This is a genomic window from Lysinibacillus sp. FSL W8-0992, assembly GCF_038008685.1.
In the GTDB taxonomy this organism is placed as follows: domain Bacteria; phylum Bacillota; class Bacilli; order Bacillales_A; family Planococcaceae; genus Lysinibacillus.
On the sequence record NZ_JBBOZQ010000001.1, the window covers coordinates 777,607 to 795,707 of the forward strand.

At 34.9% G+C, this 18,101-nt stretch carries 18 protein-coding genes; all 18 read left to right on the top strand.

All coding sequences use genetic code 11. From position 1 onward, the window contains the following. Positions 1–169: 169 nt before the first annotated feature. The 18 genes from yycF to NSQ74_RS03730 all read left to right on the top strand — a co-directional run bounded on the left by yycF (position 170) and on the right by NSQ74_RS03730 (position 18,097). On the top strand, positions 170–883 hold the full coding sequence (gene yycF / locus NSQ74_RS03645; RefSeq protein WP_173479152.1) for a response regulator YycF: 714 nt from the start codon (positions 170–172) through the stop codon (positions 881–883). A gap of 5 nt (positions 884–888) precedes the next feature. After that, positions 889–2,754, top strand: coding sequence for a cell wall metabolism sensor histidine kinase WalK (gene walK / locus NSQ74_RS03650; RefSeq protein ID WP_340821551.1), 1,866 nt, complete (start codon positions 889–891; stop codon positions 2,752–2,754). Beyond that, complete coding sequence (locus NSQ74_RS03655) at positions 2,751–4,067, top strand: YycH family regulatory protein (RefSeq protein ID WP_340821552.1); 1,317 nt, start codon at positions 2,751–2,753, stop codon at positions 4,065–4,067. Before walK ends, NSQ74_RS03655 begins: the two co-directional genes overlap by 4 nt. Continuing rightward, positions 4,054–4,875 carry a two-component system regulatory protein YycI gene (locus NSQ74_RS03660; protein WP_340821554.1) on the top strand — a complete coding sequence of 274 codons (822 nt, stop codon included), beginning with the start codon at positions 4,054–4,056 and terminating at the stop codon, positions 4,873–4,875. Before NSQ74_RS03655 ends, NSQ74_RS03660 begins: the two co-directional genes overlap by 14 nt. Before the next feature lie 2 nt (positions 4,876–4,877). Continuing rightward, positions 4,878–5,666 (top strand): MBL fold metallo-hydrolase, encoded by a 789-nt coding sequence (locus NSQ74_RS03665; protein ID WP_340826392.1) that lies wholly within the window; start codon positions 4,878–4,880, stop codon positions 5,664–5,666. Between the two features lie 248 nt (positions 5,667–5,914). Continuing rightward, a complete protein-coding gene (locus NSQ74_RS03670; protein ID WP_340821555.1) occupies positions 5,915–7,225 on the top strand; it encodes a S1C family serine protease in 1,311 nt (436 codons plus the stop codon). A gap of 262 nt (positions 7,226–7,487) precedes the next feature. Next, positions 7,488–7,652, top strand: coding sequence for a CxxH/CxxC protein (locus tag NSQ74_RS03675; RefSeq protein ID WP_340821556.1), 165 nt, complete (start codon positions 7,488–7,490; stop codon positions 7,650–7,652). A gap of 90 nt (positions 7,653–7,742) precedes the next feature. Beyond that, positions 7,743–8,222, top strand: coding sequence for a 23S rRNA (pseudouridine(1915)-N(3))-methyltransferase RlmH (rlmH, locus tag NSQ74_RS03680; protein WP_340821557.1), 480 nt, complete (start codon positions 7,743–7,745; stop codon positions 8,220–8,222). A 79-nt stretch (positions 8,223–8,301) separates the two neighbouring features. Further along, positions 8,302–9,276, top strand: coding sequence for a hypothetical protein (locus tag NSQ74_RS03685; RefSeq protein ID WP_340821558.1), 975 nt, complete (start codon positions 8,302–8,304; stop codon positions 9,274–9,276). Positions 9,277–9,380: 104 nt separating this feature from the next. After that, positions 9,381–10,889: an Eco57I restriction-modification methylase domain-containing protein gene (locus tag NSQ74_RS03690; RefSeq protein WP_340821559.1), complete on the top strand. Its 1,509-nt coding sequence runs from the start codon at positions 9,381–9,383 to the stop codon at positions 10,887–10,889. A 95-nt stretch (positions 10,890–10,984) separates the two neighbouring features. Next, complete coding sequence (locus tag NSQ74_RS03695) at positions 10,985–11,431, top strand: JAB domain-containing protein (protein WP_340821560.1); 447 nt, start codon at positions 10,985–10,987, stop codon at positions 11,429–11,431. A 74-nt stretch (positions 11,432–11,505) separates the two neighbouring features. Next, positions 11,506–11,820, top strand: a complete 315-nt coding sequence (locus tag NSQ74_RS03700; RefSeq protein ID WP_340821562.1) for a hypothetical protein — start codon at positions 11,506–11,508, stop codon at positions 11,818–11,820. After that, positions 11,817–12,335: a DUF1643 domain-containing protein gene (locus NSQ74_RS03705; RefSeq protein WP_340821564.1), complete on the top strand. Its 519-nt coding sequence runs from the start codon at positions 11,817–11,819 to the stop codon at positions 12,333–12,335. Before NSQ74_RS03700 ends, NSQ74_RS03705 begins: the two co-directional genes overlap by 4 nt. A 466-nt stretch (positions 12,336–12,801) precedes the next feature. Further along, positions 12,802–13,428 (top strand): hypothetical protein, encoded by a 627-nt coding sequence (locus NSQ74_RS03710; protein ID WP_340821565.1) that lies wholly within the window; start codon positions 12,802–12,804, stop codon positions 13,426–13,428. 120 nt (positions 13,429–13,548) lie between these two features. Further along, positions 13,549–14,061, top strand: a complete 513-nt coding sequence (locus tag NSQ74_RS03715; RefSeq protein WP_340821566.1) for a hypothetical protein — start codon at positions 13,549–13,551, stop codon at positions 14,059–14,061. 13 nt (positions 14,062–14,074) lie between these two features. Continuing rightward, positions 14,075–15,856, top strand: a complete 1,782-nt coding sequence (locus NSQ74_RS03720) for a DUF927 domain-containing protein (protein WP_340821568.1) — start codon at positions 14,075–14,077, stop codon at positions 15,854–15,856. Between the two features lie 145 nt (positions 15,857–16,001). After that, positions 16,002–17,699: a recombinase family protein gene (locus NSQ74_RS03725; protein ID WP_340821569.1), complete on the top strand. Its 1,698-nt coding sequence runs from the start codon at positions 16,002–16,004 to the stop codon at positions 17,697–17,699. 116 nt (positions 17,700–17,815) lie between these two features. Continuing rightward, entirely contained in the window at positions 17,816–18,097 is a 282-nt protein-coding gene (locus tag NSQ74_RS03730) for a Mor transcription activator family protein (protein ID WP_340821570.1), read from the top strand. Positions 18,098–18,101: the final 4 nt, after the last annotated feature.

The window sequence follows — 18,101 nt, forward strand, 5'->3', positions numbered from 1 at the left end:
TTTTGTATAGTAAGCATAAAAGTTAAGTTATTTCCCGAGAAATAATTGTCGAAATAGGGAAACTGGACATGAATAATGCATGGAAGCTAAAAGCATGTTAGAGTTAAGAGTAGTAACTTTACAAATACACATTGTTTAGAATAGATGAATAGCGAAAGGGAGAGAATGTATGAGCAAAACAATTTTAGTTGTTGACGATGAGAAACCAATCGCAGATATTTTACAGTTTAATTTAATTAAAGAAGGCTACAAAGTAATTTGTGCTTATGATGGAGATGAAGCATTAGAAAAGGTTGAGGAAGAGCAACCAGATTTAATGCTATTAGATATAATGCTACCAAAAAGAGATGGTATGGAAGTTTGTAGAGAAATCCGAAAAAAATATGATTTCCCTATTATTATGTTAACCGCTAAAGGTTCAGAGATTGATAAGGTGTTAGGCTTAGAAATGGGCGCAGATGATTATGTAACGAAGCCATTTAGTACGCGAGAACTTATAGCACGTGTAAAGGCTAATATGCGCCGCCTTCAAGTAGTGGCTCCTGCAGCTGAGGAAGAAGAAGAAGCGTCAAATGAAATTGTAGTAGGATCTCTTGTTATTCAGCCCGATGCTTATCAGGTGATGAAGCGTGATGAAGCAATTGAGCTAACACATCGTGAGTTTGAATTGCTACATTATTTAGGTAAACATATTGGTCAAGTGATGACTCGTGAGCATCTTTTACAAACAGTATGGGGCTACGATTATTTTGGTGATGTACGTACAGTCGATGTAACGATTCGTCGACTTCGTGAAAAAATAGAGGATAATCCAAGTCATCCGGCATGGATTGTCACTCGACGTGGTGTAGGGTATTATTTACGAAATCCTGAACAGGAGTAAAGGAAATGCAGAAAGTAAGCTTCTTTAAATCAATTCATGTCAAGCTTGTACTAATTTATATTTTGTTGATCTTGTTAGCATTACAAATTATAGGCATATATTTTGCAAAGCAATTAGAGGAAAATTTGAAAAGTAATTTTCAAGAGTCTATTTTTCAACGTGTAGATTTGATGCAATATAGCATTCGTGAAGAAATTTTGAAAGAACGCGATGAAAGTATGCCTTCAATTGAGGAAAGTCTGAAATCCATCGTAAAGGAATTTTCAACAGGATTGAAGGATGTATCGACAGGTGATATTTTAGAAATTCGCGTAATTGATAATAGACAGCGTATACTTGCAACTTCAGAAGAAGATAATCAAAGTTTAATTGGACAGCGTTCAAATACAGACCTTGTCCGTCGAGCGATATCAGCAGAAACATTATTTGATATTATAAAACTGGATAATAAAACAAGAAATCGAGTATGGGTGGTAGCAACGCCAATCCGTGATGGGGCTGGCCCTGATGATGAAATTATCGGGGTACTTTATATTGAAGCAAATATTGAATCCGTATTTGAACAAATGAATGATATTAACCGTATTTTCCTAGGTGGTACTGCTGTATCGTTAGTAGTCACTATTTTCTTAGGCATTTTAGTAGCACGCACTATTACGCAACCTATTGCTGATATGCGTAAACAAGCACAAGCAATGGCAAAAGGGAACTTTTCACGCAAAGTACGGGTTTATGGAACAGATGAGATTGGGCAGCTTGCCACGACCTTTAACCATCTGACCAATCGTTTGCAAGAGTCTCAATCAACGACAGAGGCAGAACGGCGAAAACTCGATTCTGTTCTTAGTAATATGACCGATGGCGTTATTGCAACAGATCGCAAAGGACGTATTATCCTTATTAATGATCCAGCATTAGAGTTATTGCATATTTCAAGAGATATTACGTTAGGACGTCCTATCGCATCTGTTTTAGGAATTGATCAGGAATACAGTTTCGAGGATTTAATCCATATGAATGATGCAATCAACTTGGATTTTAGTACGTCAGAGGCTCCGTATATTTTACGTGCTAATTTTTCGGTCATTCAAAAAGAAACAGGGTTTATTAATGGTTTAATTACGGTCCTTCATGATATTACGGAGCAAGAAAAGATTGAAATGGAGCGTAGAGAATTTGTATCGAATGTATCACATGAGCTTCGTACACCATTAACAACGATGCATAGCTATTTGGAGGCATTAATGGATGGTGCATGGAAGGATGATAATATTGCACCAACATTTTTAAATGTTACCCAAACGGAGACCGAGCGTATGATTCGTTTAGTGAATGACCTACTTCAATTATCACGAATGGATAGTAGTAATTATAAATTGAATAAGGATATTGTGTTATTTAATTCATTCTTTAATCGAATTATCGATCGCTTTGAAATGTCTAAATCAGAAAATGTAACATTTAAACGATTACTTCCGGAGACATCGTATTACGTTGAAATTGATACGGATAAGGTGACGCAAGTTATTGACAATGTTATCTCGAATGCCATTAAATATTCTCCAGATGGCGGTAATGTACGTTTTGGTTTTACTGTACAAGGAAATATGCTCAAGGTAATGATTTCAGATGATGGAATGGGTATTCCTAAAGAAAATGTAGGTCGTATTTTTGATCGTTTTTATCGAGTTGATCGCGCGAGAGCACGTTCTATGGGTGGTACAGGCCTTGGATTAGCCATTGCACGGGAAATGATTGAAGCGCATGGTGGGAAGATTTGGGCTGAGAGTGAAGAAGGATATGGTACAACAGTCTTCTTTACATTACCATTTGAATTAGATGATTTTGATGAGGCAGGTGAGTGGGGATGAAATATATAGAACCGGTAAAATCCATTGTTTTATTTCTACTCGTCATGCTAAGTGTTGTGCTAACCTTCATTATTTGGACCTATACCCCTGATTACAAAGTAATTGAGCAAACAGAAGGCAAAGAAATTTTAATTGGCACACAAAAGAAAGTGGAAGATGTTATTAAGCCGTATAAAGCCATTTATAGCAGTGACGATAAATTTACAGGTACAGTATCAAATAGCGCAATGAAGGATATTATGAATGCCTTCGATGGCTGGAACATTATTGATTTAGTTCGAGTAAATAATAATATTTCACCAACCTATATCAATGAGATGATACGTGCTAATAATCGTATGACTGTGTTTTTCGCTGGAGAAATACCTTTCTCAGAGCTAAGTACAATTTTCAATTTTGATGAAAAAGAGTTACCAGAGACAACGTTCAATCGTATTATTATAGATTGGACTAATTACTCAAATAAAGAAGTACAGATGTATTTCGTTAGTAGCTCTAATAAATCACTGTTACGCTCACATGTAAGTATTACAAATGCCAATGAATTTGCTAAAGATATTATTGAACCGTCAAAACTGCAAAGTGCGTATAAAGAAGTAGAGCGTGATGGCTATACTTCACTTTACGTTGCCAGCGATAAAATTGAATCTGTAAAATATACGTATTATATGAATGAACTATCACCAGCACTATTCAAAAATGTTTTATTCTCAGAGCCAAACGTCGTCCAGCGTAATGTTGAAAGTGCTACATTCGAAAAATATACAGATGGATTGTCTCTTATGACTGTCGATACTAGATTTAAATCATTAATATATGTATATCCAGCTGCAGAAAGTAGTGAACGAGTAGAGCCATCAAAGCTCTTCCAGGATAGCTTTGAGTTTATCAATGAGCATGGTGGCTTCACAGCGGATTACCGATATGTATCAAGCAATCCGAGTAAAAATCAAATAGATTATCAACTTTATTTACAAGGGTTCCCTGTCTATAGTGATCAAGCAACAACTCGTATTTCAACAGTATGGGGAGATAACCGCATTTTCCGTTATAAACGACCTTACTTTTCTTTAGACATTTCGGAAAAAGAGATTAAAGAACTGCCATCCGGAGCGGAAATAGTTGAAAAAGTTCATAAGCTAAATAATATTGTATTATCAGATATCGATGAAATTGCCGTTGGGTATTATTTAACACAAGATGAAAATCTAAAATTATTTACGTTAGAACCGAGCTGGTTTATTATCCGTAATGGTTCATGGATTTTACTGACACCTGAAATGCTAGGGGGTGTAAAAAATGGATTGGAATAGAACAAAATCCATTTTTATTGTCGTCTTTTTAATATTAAATATTTTCCTATACTCATTGTATGTGAATCGTTACAATGAGGCGCAAAGTGTTGAGGTAGCAGGTGAGAAAACGATTGATGCTCGTTTAAAAGAGGATAATATAACGTATGGTGTACTTCCGAATAGCGTTGAATCAGCTACGTATATTTCAGGCAAAGTCCATACGTTTACGGCTGCTGATTTTACCGATCCAAATCATCAAGCAAATATTACCGATCCAAAAGAGGCGCGGGTAATTTTACTCAGTCCTGTGAAATTGAGAAATGTGAATGATGATGCAAGCTTCACAGAATTTGTGCAGGCAAATATTAAAGAAGGTGGTTCCTACGGATTATGGAAGGTCAACCGTGATGAACGAATAGCCATCTTCTTTCAAAAAACAAATAATCGAATGCTCTATTACAATAAGAGTGGTCTGTTAAAAATACAGTGGAATGCGGACAATGAAGTAACCATGTATGAGCAAACGATGCTTGATAATATTGAGGAAGTAGAGCAACAAGAAAGTGCGCTTCCGCCGATTCAGGTGATTCAGGCGTTATATGCAAAAGGGCTTTTAAAGCCAGATTCACGTATTGAGCATATGCAGCTAGGCTATTCAACACTTGTTTATTTAACGCAAACACAAGTATTACTGCCAACATGGGAAGTACGCGTAAAATTATCAGACGGTGAAATTGAAGAGTATTTTGTCGATGCTGTGGAAGGTAAGATTATTGAAATACAAGAGGAAAAGCAAGAGGTTGAAGAAGAAGACTGGGGAGTTTAATGATGCGATTTAGTGTTTTAGCAAGTGGCAGTACAGGCAATTCGATTTATGTAGAGAACGATAATCATGCATTTATTGTCGATGCTGGCTTTAGTGGAAAAAAGATGGAGCAGCTCTTTGCAAAAATCAACCGCAATATGAAACAGCTAAGTGGCATTTTAGTTACTCACGAACATAGTGATCATATTAAAGGAATTGGCGTATTAGCGCGTAAATATAATGTACCGATATATGCGAATGCAAAAACGTGGCAGGCAATGGACGGACTCGTAGGAGATATTCCTGTAGAGCAACGTTTTGAGTTTGAAATGGAGACGGTGAAGCATTTTGGCACACTATCAATTGAATCTTTTGCCGTTTCCCACGATGCAGCAGATCCGATGTTTTATACATTTCATGAGAATGGTCGTAAACTCGTGATTATTACCGATACAGGCTATGTTAGCGACCGTATGAAGGGTATTATTCGCGGCGCAGATTCCTTTGTGTTCGAAAGTAATCATGATGTCAATATGCTACAAATGGGACGTTATCCTTGGTCCATAAAGCGTCGTATTTTGAGTGATGTAGGACATGTATCAAATGAAGATGCAGCTATTGCGATGAGCGAGGTTGTGTTTGAAAAGCCAACGAATATTTACTTATCACATTTAAGTAAAGATAATAATATGAAAGAGCTTGCGCGCATGAGCGTTTCACAAACGTTGCAATCTTGTGGGATTATTGCAGGTGAATATGTCCGTTTATTAGATACGGATGCTGAGGAGCCGACAAAGCTAGTAACGGTTTAAAAATAGGACAAGAGTGAGTATCGAGTTAGCATAAAGGCTATGAGAGGTTTCTTGCCTGTGTATCTGCAAAAATAAATAGAGTCTATATAGTTAAAAAGATAAGCTGTTCAATTGCATTTTATTATTAATGCATTGAACAGCTATTTTTTATACCCATTTTATTTATTTTTCATGTAATTTTAATGTTTGAATCGTATGATAAAGGCAAGAATTAATAGATAGAGCAGTCGCACGAAAGGATGAGGAACATGAGTTATTTTAATGAAGATGATAAAAACAGTGATTTTCTAAATAATGATGAAATCCAGAAATCACCTCTACAAGAGAGACTTGAACGTGAGGAAAAAGAAATGCAAGAGAAGCGTTCGAAAAAGAAAGGTGGAGGCAACGGAAGCGGTGGCGGTAAAGGGGGCTATTTCTTTAGTGGACTAGTTGGCGTAATCATCGGTGCTTTACTCGTTTGGCTAATGCTTCCTGGACTTGTTAATCAAATGCCGGGGACAACAACAAGTAGTACTGGCAAAAATGATACAACCATCAACCAAGTAGCTACAGAAGTAACGACCGATGTCACAAGTGCAGTCGATAAAGCATCAGGTGCTGTTGTAGGGATTACCAATATTCAAGAAGTCGCAAGCGGCGGTTTTTGGAATCAGCAAACGACACAAGATACAGAAACAGGAAGTGGCTCAGGTGTTATTTATAAGATAGAGGGTGATAAAGCCTTTATCGTAACAAATAACCACGTAATTGAAGGGGCAAAACAATTAGAAGTAACAATGCAAGATGGCTCAAAAGAAGAGGCACAATTAGTCGGTAGCGATGTTTGGACAGATTTAGCAGTTATTTCAATCAGTTCGAAAAATGTTAAAACAGTTGCGACATTTGGTAACTCAGATGTACTAAAACAAGGCGAAACAGTTATTGCTATCGGGAATCCACTAGGATTAGAATTTTATGGCTCTGTTACAACAGGTGTTGTTTCAGGGAAAGATCGTTCTGTACCAGTTGATTTAAATGGCGACAAAGTGGCAGACTGGCAACAAGAAGTATTGCAAACAGATGCGGCTATTAACCCTGGTAATAGTGGTGGTGCACTAGTGAACATAGCTGGTGAATTAGTAGGCATTAACTCCATGAAAATTGCTGAATCATCTGTTGAAGGTTTAGGCTTCTCGATTCCAATTAACTCAGCAATACCAATTATTGAGGAACTAGAACGCAACGGAGAAATGAAACGTCCAACAATGGGTATTACATTAGTTGATTTAACAGACGTACCAGCATTCTATCAACAACAAACATTAAAACTGCCTAAAGACATCACAACAGGCGTTGTCATTACAGATGTTATGGGCAACTCACCAGCTTCAAAAGCGGGCGTGCAACAATACGATATTATTGTTGAAATGGATGGAGAAAAAATCGAAACATCAATTGATTTACGTAAACACTTGTATAACGATAAAAAAATCGGAGATAAATTAACAATGAAAGTTTATCGCCAAGGTAAATTAGTTGATGTAACATTAACATTAACAAATAGCGATTCATTGTAATGACAGTATCGGTAGTAGATGTATAATCTACTACCGATTTTTTTAAATAAATCAGGATAAAAAGCTCCCTAACGATTAGGAAATAAATTAAATACAGGTGTGGATAACTAGAAATTTGTGAATAACAACTTTACACAGCGAGTAGCGGTGTAAAGCCTTCCTTCCCTACTCGCTATTCCTTTGTTACAATAGGTTGTGGATAACATAGACGGAATTGTGAATAAGTTTGTGGAAATTTCGGAAAATAAGGAGAGACTATTAAATGGAAAAATACAGTTGTGAAAAGCATATAGATCACGCTTTAGACATGTTTGTCGCGGAGCAAAAAGTATTCCCAATTATGGATAAAGTAGAAGAGGAAAAAAAGTTATCCACAAAATGTAGTTACTGTGAACAGTCAGCAGAATATATTGTATCAAGTAAATAACTTTACACAATATATAGAAAACACTTGTGGATATGTTGATAACTTTTGTGGATAATTTGTTTGTAAATGAAATGTAAAGGTGGATAACGTGTGAATATAACAATTGTATCAGTCGGAAAACTAAAAGAAAAGTACTTAAAAATGGGGATCGACGAATACGTAAAACGCCTAGGTGGCTACGCAAAAATGGACGTAATTGAAGTACCTGATGAAAAAGCACCTGAGCAGCTAAGTGATGCAGAAATGGAAATTGTGAAGAAAAAAGAAGGCGAACGCATCCTTTCCAAACTTAGCCCAGACACATACGTTATTGCCCTTGCGATAAACGGCAAAATGAAATCTTCTGAAGAAATGGCAGCAGATATCGAGTCATTAATGACCTATGGAAAAAGTAAAATTGCCTTTGTTATCGGTGGTTCTCTCGGTTTGCACGAAGATGTCCTCAAACGTGCCGACGAGAAACAATCATTTGGCAAGATGACCTTGCCTCACCAATTAATGAAGCTTGTATTGATTGAACAAATTTACCGAAGCTTTAGGATTATGAAGGGTGAACCGTACCATAAGTAAGTGCGGTTTTTAGTTTAAATGTAATATTGTGGTGGAATTTAGACTCACTCTAACGTACTATTTAAGTTGGGGTGATTATATGAATTTATTAAACAAAATAGAGATTTTAGATTTCATGAGAAAATCTGTTGCACCTTCATTAAGTGCGATTAAAAAGAAAAATATTAGAAATCAAGAAAAAACAAAAGAAATGAATCAAATATTAGATGTATTAAGGAACTCATTATTTGAAGAAATAGATATGTATTATAATAATGAAGTACACTACCCTAATAAAACTGCAGCAGCATTTTTAGTATATTATTGTTGGGTTATTGTTTCACTTGAATGTAGGAATACTTTATGGAATTATGAATCAATGGATCTTTCCCGTAGATCTGGAGAACTCTGGGAAAGTTTATTGAAACAATGTTGGTCATATCCTGTATTTAATACAGTGAAGAGATTTATAGCTCCAGATTTTATGGATGTTGCAGAAGGGATAAAATCTGCATTCAATAATAAGCTTCATAACAAACAAATCGAAGCTAATATTGTTAGGGAAATTTCTACTGAATATTCTACAATGTGGTCTATTTTAGGTGATAGTATAAATTTAAACAGTGACGAATTATTTGAGACAACTTTTAATGAACACGGCAATTTAGAAGTAAGTGATAAAAAGTATATTATAGATTTTAAAGGTAGCTATGGTTCAAATGAAAAAGGAAACAAAGAAAGATTACTAACTGTCGCAAGGATTTATAACTTATTGAATAAATACAATTTAACAGATAAAGAATTCAATTGTATATTGGCTGTGCGTACAGTTGAAGCAGGGGGTCATAATTATTTAAGACAACTGGAATCTTCTAAATTGTGGTCTGTTTTAAGAGGTAATGAAGTTTATGAAATGATTTTTGAATTTACAGGATTCGATATATTATCATTTGTTAAAGAAAAAGACCTCCAAATTATGAAAGACTTAAACGAAGAAACTGCAGAATATATGAAATCTAAAATTACTTCAAAACAGAACAAAACGTTTGCTGACCATTATTTAACATGGTGGTAAATTTAAAAAGCCTTAGTATTGCTTCTGATACTAAGGCTTTTGTGTTAATATAATTACGAAAGATAAAACTTAAGATAAAACTTAAGTAAATATTTAGGAGGACTATGAATATCTATCAATCTTACTATACGGAATCAAAGTTTATTACCGAGTATATGGTTAATAAATTAAACATAAATGAAAGAGACTTAGTTTTAGAGCCTTCTGCAGGAAATGGGATATTCATTGATACAATACTTCGAGTATCTCAACCGAGTATCGATGCATATGACATAGATCCAGACGCAATAAATGTTTTAAATAGAAAGTATGAATTTTCATCGAATATAAATATTATACATTCAGACACACTATTAGATGAAGAATTAGATAACAAAGCTCTGATAGAAGGATATTATACTAAAATAATTGGAAACCCTCCCTATGGTGCTTGGCAAGATTACGAAAAACGAGATAATCTTAAAAATATATTTAAAGGATTTTATGTAAAAGAGACGTATGCATTATTTTTATTAAGATGTGTTAAGTTACTAGCTGAAAAAGGAAGATTAACTTTTATTATTCCTGATACTTTTATGAATCTACACAGATTTGAAAGTCTAAGGGAATATTTATTACTTAACACAAAAATTTTAGACATTACTATTTTTCCATCTAATTTCTTTCCAGGTGTAAACTACGGGTATTCGAAAATGTGTATTATTAATCTAGAAAAGGTATCGGACTATATTGAAGCTTTGGACAATAATATTAAGGTTATCGATGGGTTAAAATCTCCTATAGATTTTGAAACGATAACTAAAGGGGAATTTGATGATTTTAACTTAGTAAATTTAAATCAAAGAGAAGTTTATACTTCTAAAAATAAAGCATTCTTAATAAAGGGCGGCACTGGTATAAGAAATTTAATTAATAATTCTAGTTGTACTTTAGGTGATATTGCTAAATGTGTAACCGGAATATATACAGGTGATAATAGTAGATTCTTTAAAGTTGCGAATGAGAAGGTACGGAACCAAAGTAAATGTCCAATAATTAATATATCAGAAATAAATAATGAATTTTTGGGTTACAGCGACTTACTTTCTGGAATTGATTCAGAAAAAGTATATGTACCAATAGTTAAAGGTGCTGCAGACAATTATGTAAGAAGCATTGATTGGTATATAGACTGGAGTAAAGAAGCGATTGAATTTTATACTACAAATAAAAAGGCACGGTTTCAAAACTCAGATTTTTACTTTAAAAAGGGCATAGCCTTACCTATGGTTAAGTCTTCAAAAATAAAGGCAAACTTAATAGAAAACCAAGTGTTTGATCAATCAGTTGTAGGGGTTTTCCCTCATGAGCGCGAATATTTGTATTATTTGTTAGGTTACTTTAATTCAGAAGTATTTACAAAAATTATTCATACTATAAATCCAACTGCAAATAATTCAGCTAATTATGTCAAGAAAATACCTGTAATAATAATTAAAGAAGATATTGAAAATATTGATAATTTAGTAAAAGAAATAATTTTAATAAAAAGGAAAACAGGGAAGGTTGATAAAAAATTACAAGATAAATTAGATGTTTATTTTAACAAGTTATATGCAGAATGGTTTGAATAGTATCAAAATATTAATTAAGCATATATTATAATTCAGAATAATATTAAACCCTACTAGTTTAATTTAGTAGGGTCTTTTTACTTAGGAGGGCTTAAATGTTACAAGCAAAAAGAGTTAACATCGTATCAGTAAAATTAGTAAAAGAATCAAGTATGCTCTACAAGCAACGTAGAATCCGAAGTCCACAAGACAGCTACGAGTTTTTCCGAGACTACCTAGGAGACGTAGACAGGGAACACTTTGTCGTGATGTGTCTCGACACAAAGAACCAGCCAACTAACATTTCTACGGTCCACGTTGGCAGCCTTAACGCTAGCATCGTACATCCTCGTGAAGTAATGAAAACAGCAATCCTCAGCAACTCTGCCTCAATCATCTGCTGCCACCCACACCCGTCAGGCGATCCAACACCAAGTCCAGAAGACGTAGAGATTACAGAACGTTTAGCGGCGGCTTGTAAGTTACTATCCATTGAGCTTCTCGACCATATCATCATAGGTGATGATAAATTCATTTCGTTAAAAGAGAAAGGATACTTTTAAAATGAAGATTTTTAATATTTGAGTCCTAGCGTCCATTAGAGATGCTCGGGCTTTTTATATTTTGGAGAATGGGAGTGAAGTATATGAGAGCATTAATTCGGATTGCAGAAATATTAGAACAGAAGTTAGGGAAGAAAATCGAGCTTCAAGATATAGGTTATGAAACAGTCGGTTTAATGCATGATGAAATAGATACTGAAATGGTTCCAATGAGTGTTATCTCAAAATTAGCAGAACCAGTTATTTGTGATTGTGCAAATTATACTGATGATGAAGGTAATTATTATACGCTCATTTCGATTGAAATAGAGAATGCATCACCTTATGAAGTTTGGTTAATTGATGATAAGGTGGTTCCTCAATTTACAGAAAGGAATGAAGAAACTTGAAGGTTATTAAAAGCACAATAAAAACAGAAGTCATTTATGATGATAAGTTAGCCAATAAGTATGTTGTAAAAAAAGAATGGGACAAAAATAAAAAGCCAGCTCTTATAATTATGAAAAATGCTGGTGATGCAAATGAAATTGTACAGGATCAAACTACGATGTATGTAATAAATAACTTAGCAAAATTAGATTATGGCTCAGTTAGTATCATGAATTTATTCCCTACAATTGCTGGTGCAAATACAAATGATTCTGCTATAGAAAATTTAAAGTATGTTCAAGAAGAAGTTCAGCGTGTAGAAGATGTAATTATTGCAGCAGGTGCAGGTATCGAAAATAATAAAGAAGCACTAAAACGTTTGAATATGATTGTAGCGATTTTACTCGATAAGAAAGTAAATGTTCTTCAAATTGAAAGTTTAAAAGGAAGAAGAGGATTTCACCCGTTGTATCCAGCAGTTAAAAATGAATGGATACTGGTTCCTTATAGTGAACCGATTGCAGAGGGTATGTGATTAAAATTGATAGCAAAAATGGAGTTGAAGGTATGTATATAAATGCTCAAGATAAAAAAATGCTAGTGTACGATAAATATGTGAAATGGTTTATTCATTGCAAGACAGTAGATTGGGAGCTATAAATATGTATTTTAAAATATTATCAAAAAGGGGGATTACCATGTGGGATAAAGTAATTGGTGCTGTAGTTGTTGCAGTTGCTACTGAAATTGCAAAAGAAATCATTAATGAAAATAAATAAGCCCTTACAAAAAACTTGCTAGAATGCTTGTCGAATGAGGAATCTGTGCGTAACGTAACGCGAACTGACCGTAGGGAGGAAGCGGATGAGTAAGCAAGGTGCCGATATTTGGCAAGCATTCCTTTACTAAAGAATATGTGCCAAGTACATATTCTTTTTTTATCGCTTGAAAAATAGGGGGAAAGGGGGAATGATTGTAATTAAGGGAGTGTGTAATCAGATATGGAAAAGATAACATTAAGAGCAATTATTATAGGAAGGATAGGAACACATTATCTTTCAGGAACGTTAAATGACGGCAATATAGATAACCAAAAAAATTATGAGAAAACGATTGAAAGGGAGCAAAATAAATTCAAAAAAATACTGAAAGCATATGGTATTGAACCAAGCATTTTTAAAACAAAAAAGCAATATCAGTTCCCATTAAGGTCAAAAGATTTGGTTCTTGAAATATTAGAATTTAATCTGAAAAAAACACCTATTCATAAACTAACCAAAAAGGAATTACAACAAAATGGATTTAATGATGAACAAATAAGAGAAGTATTCAAAATGAGAAAAGTAATAAATAAGCTGATTGGTTATCAATTCAACAGTATGTATGGTTTAAATATTTCCATGGCAATTACTTCGGAGTTAGGTATTAATGAATTAAAAGCAGAAGAGATTATCAACGAAACACTTCAATCACCAATACCGATTCAACAACGTTTCAGTGCTATTTTTGATGAAGAAAGGTATCCTCAATTAACTTTAGAACAGCGTGTTGCTATTTTTAATGAACTACAAATAGACCTAGAGACATATTTAAACAATCTTGAAGAAAGAATAGAATCGTTACTTTAATAGCAATCCCCCCCTTTTGTATGTAGGAAACAAAGGTGGGGGTTGTTTTTCTTATAAATCATCTAGAATGAAGTCAATTAAGTTAGCGCTACTTAATAAAAAACTTCGGGAGCGATTCAAATGAACAAACAACAAACTGAGACAATGCAAAACACACTAGCACAAAATAAAAATCTATTACAGAATGAGCAAACTTTAGTGAACAAACAGGTTGGTCTAAATATTAATAAGAATAGTGAAAACCTAGATGATTTACTAGAATTCGTTAAAAAAGAAACACAGACATTTAAAGATATCTCTGCACGAGGATCGTCTTATGTCTCTATTGTAAAATCTGAAAATGGTACAAGGTTTGTTATTAATAAGGCTACTAATGAAAAGCTAGGTTATCCTACTGAAATATATATTGGATATAAGGATGAACACCTAATGATTTTTAATGCAGAGGGAATGGCTGTTAACAAGCTGACTGTTAGGCAGACTAAAAACAAAATTACTATTTATAATACAAAGCTAGTAGATGAAATTATCAATCATTTTGGTATCGATTTTTCAGAGATTACTAGTAAATCATTTGCAGAAGGCTATTTCGAAAATAAAGGTCGAGAAATCTTATATGTAAAGCTACTTTAAGGTATGAAAGTCTATGAGTGTAATCATTGAAACACGAAACTATAAATGTACTACAAAAGGTGTATATAAAAGACATACTGATAAAGAGACAGGAAATCAATCTTGGGTTTGGTTAAGCAGACCCATAGATTTGATAGCTGTATATCGAGTGATAGATACTGGGGAATTATTTTGGGAGATTCGTTTTGAATGCAATGATGGTTGGCAAAGGGACACTATTCATCGAACGGATGCGACTGAACGTAATTTCAGTGTTTTGTTAAAGAAAGGTGCAGATGTTGCCACTTGGAAAACAAAACGTATTATCAATTACTTAACTGAAGCAGAAACGGGAACGCCAATAAGTCTACAACATAGCCAGTTAGGTTGGATTAACCATAAGCGAAAAAATTATTATGCACATCAACAATTATACTCAGCAGATTCTACAGAGAAATCGGATTATATTGGTGAGTTCAATATTAATAAATCAGGTAATTATAAGCGATGGTTAGAAGTCCTTAAAAAAGCCGTTGTTGGTCATCCAGAGATGGAGTTAGCTTTATGTCTAGGCTTTTCTGCGATTCTAGTCGGGTACATCAATCGCATTTTAAAATTACACATAGATTCCATGATATTTCATATTGCGGGAAACAGTACAACAGGTAAAACATCAGCAGCTACTGTTGCAGTTTCTGGATTTGGCGATCCTAGAGAAGGAGCTCGGTCTTTAATTCAAAGCTTTAATGGAACAGATAATGCTCTAACCAATTTGATGGCTAATAATAATGGCGTTCCAATCGTTTGTGATGAAACATCACTTTCACTGATGGGGACTCAAAAGCTCGTAAATGTACTTTATACATGGGCGAAAAACATTAGTAAAGCACGGTTAGATAAAAATAGTCAAATGAAACCCCGTTCAGAATGGGCTACTACGATTATTACAACCGGTGAAGGTTCATTACTAGATCAAATCAATCAAAATGAGGGTATTCGTGCAAGGGTATTTGAATTGAAAAATTTGCAATGGACAAAAAGTGCAAAGCATTCAAATGTACTGGTAAAAGAGCTTTCTAAAAATTATGGTCACGGTGTAGAACCTTTTGTTACAACGTTATTAAATTACCTCCCAAAGGAAATTCAAAAAGCTTGGGATAATGAAACTGCAGAAATAGAGGAAGCTATGCCTCAATCAAAATTTAAAGATCGGATCGGTAAAAAGTTTGCCTTAATTACAATGACTGCAAAGTTATTAAATGAAACATTCGATTTGAATTTAAATATTGATGGAATAAGGGCGTTGTTAGTACAACAAGAAATAGAATCGATTGAGGAACGTGAAATTGGTCCAAAAGCGCTTGAACTAATTCGAGAATGGTTACTCATAAATCGAAAGCACTTCTATATTAATAGTCATGATGTAAGCGAAACCCAAACAATCTGGGGAAGAATGAACATCAATAAAAACAAGCAGGAGACAGAGGTCTTTATCCTGCCATCTATATTTAAGCAAATGTTGGACGAGAAGGGATTTACCGATTATTCTGTAGTGCTACGTGAGCTTGATAGTATGGGTGTTCTCATTAAAGAAAGGGATGCCAAGCAAAATAAATACAGCATACGGAGAGTAATCAAAGGTATTGAAAGCAGTAAAAATGGTGTAAGTACTTATGGTATCAAACTAGAAGGTGCATTCATTCATACCTTATTAACACCAGGTGAGATTCAAAGACAGCCAAGAAAAGGTACAAAGCAACCTAAGGCAACTATTGAAAATAGAGAACCTGAATCAGTTGATATCGATGATATGTAACTATTTTAAGGGCGAACAGTAAGCAACTACTGTTCGCCAATATTAACTAATGATAATGAGGTCTTAATAATGACAATTATAGATATGTTAGCAGAGATGTGTGAAAACTATTTAATACAAACATTAGAATCGGAGGAACATACAAATGAGTGCAATGATGCAGCAAGAACTGAATCAATTTCTGAATGATAAAAAACATAGAGTAAGTACCGTATCCGTTAAGCGAGTAGCGATTTACGCCCGCGTTTCTACGACCGAACAAGCAGAGGAAGGTTACTCAATTGATGAGCAAGAACGAGTATTAAGGGAATGGTGTAAAAAACAAGGATACCAAGTCCATGATGTTTATGCTGACCGTGGTATCAGTGGTAAATCAATTCGCAACCGCCCAGCGTTAAAGCAATTAATTGAAGATGCCAATAAACGATTATTTGATATCGTTTTAGTTTGGAAGACCAATCGATTAGCACGAAATGTATTGGATGTACTAAAAATTCATGAGGTTTTTGATCGAAATCACATTTCCTTTCGTTCTTTTACTGAAAATCATGAGACAGAGACATCTAATGGTAGAATGCAGTTTCAAATGTTAGCGGTAATTGCGGAATTTGAGCGTAATGCCATTTCTGAAAATGTGAAAATGGGCATGTTAGCACGTGCTAGACAAGGAAAGTGGAATGGAGGTCGTGTATTAGGATATGACCTTGAGGATATTTCAAGTCCAGGTGATAGACGTAAACATACAAGGCTTGTCATTAATGAAAAAGAGGCAAAAACGGTTAAACGTATCTTTGAGCTTTACATCGCTGGTAACGGTTATAAAGCGGTTGCTAATTGTGTTAATAAAGAGGGGCATGTAGGTAAGCGAGGGAAGCCGTTTTCAATAAGTACGATTAAAACCATCCTAGAGAACCCTGTTTATGTAGGTATGATTCGATATGATGTTCGGAGGAACTGGACGGATAAACGTAGAGGGGATATAAATCCTAATCCAGTGTTACAAAAAGGTGAGCATGAGCCCATCATCTCGCAGCTAGATTGGGGGAAGGCACAACAAATCCTAAAAGAAAGATCGAATAAGCCGAACCGTGTGCATGGTGGGACGTTTCCTTTTACTGGTGTCATGAAATGTCCACAGTGTGGTGCAGGAATGGTTGTGATGCGAACAGTCAATAAGTTGAAGGATGGCACACGTAAAACACTCGAATACTATGCCTGCGGAGCGTGGAAAAACCAAGGTACGTCTGTTTGTCGTTCGAACACGATCCGAGCAGACAAAGCCGAAAGCTACATCTTTGGCAGACTACAAGCACTTGCTACAAACAAGCAGCTCATAAAAGAAGTCGCAGACCGAGTCAACGGTAAGCGATCGAACCAGGACGAACCACTACAACAAAAGCAACAAGCACTCCTAAAGGAGCTGGAGCAAGCTAAACGTAAAAAGAATAAAGCGATGGAGCTGTACGAGGAGGACATCATAACTAAAGTGGACTTGCAACAAAGGCACATCCAGGTCAATGAACAGATAGAGCAACTGGAGCTACGTCTTCAGCCAATCAAGCTCCAACTGCAATCATTGAAGGTGCACACGATCGATGAAGCAACCATTCAAGAGGTCATGGCTAATTTCCAGAAGGCTTTCAAAAAGGCAATGACACAAGAACAGCAAAAGCATTTGGTTACGTTAATCATTAAAGATATAACACTGAATGATAAGCGTGAGGTTGATAGCATTCAAATTCAATTTAATAATACAGTGTTAGAATATTTAACAGAGCAAGGAGCGGATAGGTCATCAGCAGATGACTTATCTGCTCCCTTTTTGGTTTTAATTGCTATTTAGTATGATTCTACAAGTATAGCTAAACGTGGATTTTAGTTAGGATAATCCATTTGATAATCGAAGTGATTATCAAATGATGAAATGGCATATTGAAAATAACTAATAAGGAGGGGAAAGTGATCGATAGTAGTAAACTAGATAGCTCTTGCTTCAACGGAGCATATAAAGATTTTGTTGAGTTAATTGGCTATAAAAATACGTTAAGCGTATATAACTATTTCGCTGGTCAATATGTGACCTTTCCTAAGCGTTTGTTATCAGAAGATTTTTTGCACGAGCAAATCATTAAAGAGTTTGATGGGACAAACGCTAAAGAGTTAGCACGGAAATATGATTATTCTTATAGTTGGATTATGAAAATACTAAAAAGAAACTCGTATAAAGACACAATACGATAATGCC

Coding starts and splice junctions, on each gene's coding strand:
- NSQ74_RS03675 (WP_340821556.1), top strand. CDS start 7,488: ATGGAAAAATACAGTTGTGAAAAGCATATAGATCACGCTTTAGACATG.
- walK (WP_340821551.1), top strand. CDS start 889: ATGCAGAAAGTAAGCTTCTTTAAATCAATTCATGTCAAGCTTGTACTA.
- NSQ74_RS03670 (WP_340821555.1), top strand. CDS start 5,915: ATGAGTTATTTTAATGAAGATGATAAAAACAGTGATTTTCTAAATAAT.
- NSQ74_RS03695 (WP_340821560.1), top strand. CDS start 10,985: ATGTTACAAGCAAAAAGAGTTAACATCGTATCAGTAAAATTAGTAAAA.
- NSQ74_RS03710 (WP_340821565.1), top strand. CDS start 12,802: ATGGAAAAGATAACATTAAGAGCAATTATTATAGGAAGGATAGGAACA.
- NSQ74_RS03690 (WP_340821559.1), top strand. CDS start 9,381: ATGAATATCTATCAATCTTACTATACGGAATCAAAGTTTATTACCGAG.
- NSQ74_RS03715 (WP_340821566.1), top strand. CDS start 13,549: ATGAACAAACAACAAACTGAGACAATGCAAAACACACTAGCACAAAAT.
- NSQ74_RS03665 (WP_340826392.1), top strand. CDS start 4,878: ATGCGATTTAGTGTTTTAGCAAGTGGCAGTACAGGCAATTCGATTTAT.
- NSQ74_RS03725 (WP_340821569.1), top strand. CDS start 16,002: ATGAGTGCAATGATGCAGCAAGAACTGAATCAATTTCTGAATGATAAA.
- yycF (WP_173479152.1), top strand. CDS start 170: ATGAGCAAAACAATTTTAGTTGTTGACGATGAGAAACCAATCGCAGAT.
- NSQ74_RS03685 (WP_340821558.1), top strand. CDS start 8,302: ATGAATTTATTAAACAAAATAGAGATTTTAGATTTCATGAGAAAATCT.
- NSQ74_RS03655 (WP_340821552.1), top strand. CDS start 2,751: ATGAAATATATAGAACCGGTAAAATCCATTGTTTTATTTCTACTCGTC.
- NSQ74_RS03660 (WP_340821554.1), top strand. CDS start 4,054: ATGGATTGGAATAGAACAAAATCCATTTTTATTGTCGTCTTTTTAATA.
- NSQ74_RS03720 (WP_340821568.1), top strand. CDS start 14,075: ATGAGTGTAATCATTGAAACACGAAACTATAAATGTACTACAAAAGGT.